This is a genomic window from Streptomyces sp. GC420 (genome assembly GCF_009916105.1).
Classification (GTDB): Bacteria; Actinomycetota; Actinomycetes; order Streptomycetales; family Streptomycetaceae; genus Streptomyces.
Genome location: NZ_JAAAXQ010000778.1, coordinates 1 through 1,037, shown reverse-complemented (window position 1 = coordinate 1,037; position 1,037 = coordinate 1). Strand labels below are relative to the sequence as shown.

3 protein-coding genes are annotated in these 1,037 nt (G+C 68.3%); all 3 read left to right on the top strand.

Annotated elements, in window-relative coordinates:
* Positions 1 to 138: 138 nt before the first annotated feature.
* The 3 genes from GUY61_RS38560 to GUY61_RS38555 all read left to right on the top strand — a co-directional run bounded on the left by GUY61_RS38560 (position 139) and on the right by GUY61_RS38555 (position 982).
* Positions 139 to 522, top strand: coding sequence for a hypothetical protein (locus GUY61_RS38560; protein ID WP_166634930.1), 384 nt, complete (start codon positions 139 to 141; stop codon positions 520 to 522).
* 87 nt (positions 523 to 609) lie between these two features.
* Positions 610 to 783, top strand: a complete 174-nt coding sequence (locus tag GUY61_RS39470; protein ID WP_205386985.1) for a hypothetical protein — start codon at positions 610 to 612, stop codon at positions 781 to 783.
* Between the two features lie 34 nt (positions 784 to 817).
* Positions 818 to 982 carry a hypothetical protein gene (locus tag GUY61_RS38555; RefSeq protein WP_166634929.1) on the top strand — a complete coding sequence of 55 codons (165 nt, stop codon included), beginning with the start codon at positions 818 to 820 and terminating at the stop codon, positions 980 to 982.
* Positions 983 to 1,037: the final 55 nt, after the last annotated feature.

Genomic DNA, 1,037 nt, shown 5'->3' with positions numbered 1-1,037 from the left:
CCCTCACCCACCGGGGCCGGGCCGCCCCGCCCCCGTCGCCTGTCTTACCGCCCGACTGTTGCGTATTAGCGTTTCGTTGTGTACTGTAATCACAACAGCCGGTCGCCGTCAGCGCCAGCCAAACTCCTGGGAGATTCCATGCTCGCCCTGCTTCGCCGTTCGCCGAAGGTCGCTACGCCCGTCACCGAGAAGTCGGCGATGTGCCCCACGACCGGGCTCCCGTACGGCGAGCCCGGCTCCGTGGAGCGACTGACCTGGATTTTCGCCGAGCAGGACCTGGAGGACATCCAGGAGCGCATGGAGTACTTCGCGGCACGCGCCGCCGCGCGCCCCGAGTCCGGCCTGGTCGTGTCCAACATCAAGACCCCCATAGCCCGTCCGCACATCCTTGTCATCGGCGACTTCGAGTCCGACGGGGACCGGCGCGGCGGCACATGTGTTGAGTGCGGGGCGCACGGTGAACTGTCCGCGCTTCGGGACCTTGCCCGGAACGACCTCGGCTGTGAGGCGACTTGGTTCTAACGCCGGGTGCCGCCCCCCGGTGGGGGCGGCACCCAAGTCCGACCGCACATCTCCGCGCCACCCTCACAAGCTAGGAAAGTGGGAGCAATGATGAACCACAGGATCGGCCGCAGGATCGGGCGCAGGACTGGAATCTTCCTGGGTGTCCTGCTGGGTGTCTCCGCGATCGTCCTTACCGTGTTCAGCTTCAAGATCTCCATGGATGCTTCGCGCGCGCTCTCGAACCCCGCCGCCGAACAGACCATGCCGCATTGCCGGTAACGGCTCGCGCTGGTGCGCCCCGAAAGGACCCCTGATGACTGACAGCAAGATCACGGAGTTGCTTGCCCGCGCAGCGGGTGGCGACTCTGAGGCGGCCGCCGCGTTCGTGCGAGCGCGAGCACTGCGACTCCACGCGGCGGAACGCGTCAGCGCCAGCGGCCGGGCGGCCGCCCGGCGGATGCTCCGGACAGCCTCCTAATTCCGCGCGCCGCGCCCCCTTCCGACGCCCCCTCCCCCGCCTCCCTTGTTCGCGC

Excerpts from the sequence above, each read along its gene's own strand:
- GUY61_RS38560 (WP_166634930.1), top strand. The coding sequence starts at position 139 with ATGCTCGCCCTGCTTCGCCGTTCGCCGAAGGTCGCTACGCCCGTCACC.
- GUY61_RS39470 (WP_205386985.1), top strand. The coding sequence starts at position 610 with ATGATGAACCACAGGATCGGCCGCAGGATCGGGCGCAGGACTGGAATC.
- GUY61_RS38555 (WP_166634929.1), top strand. The coding sequence starts at position 818 with ATGACTGACAGCAAGATCACGGAGTTGCTTGCCCGCGCAGCGGGTGGC.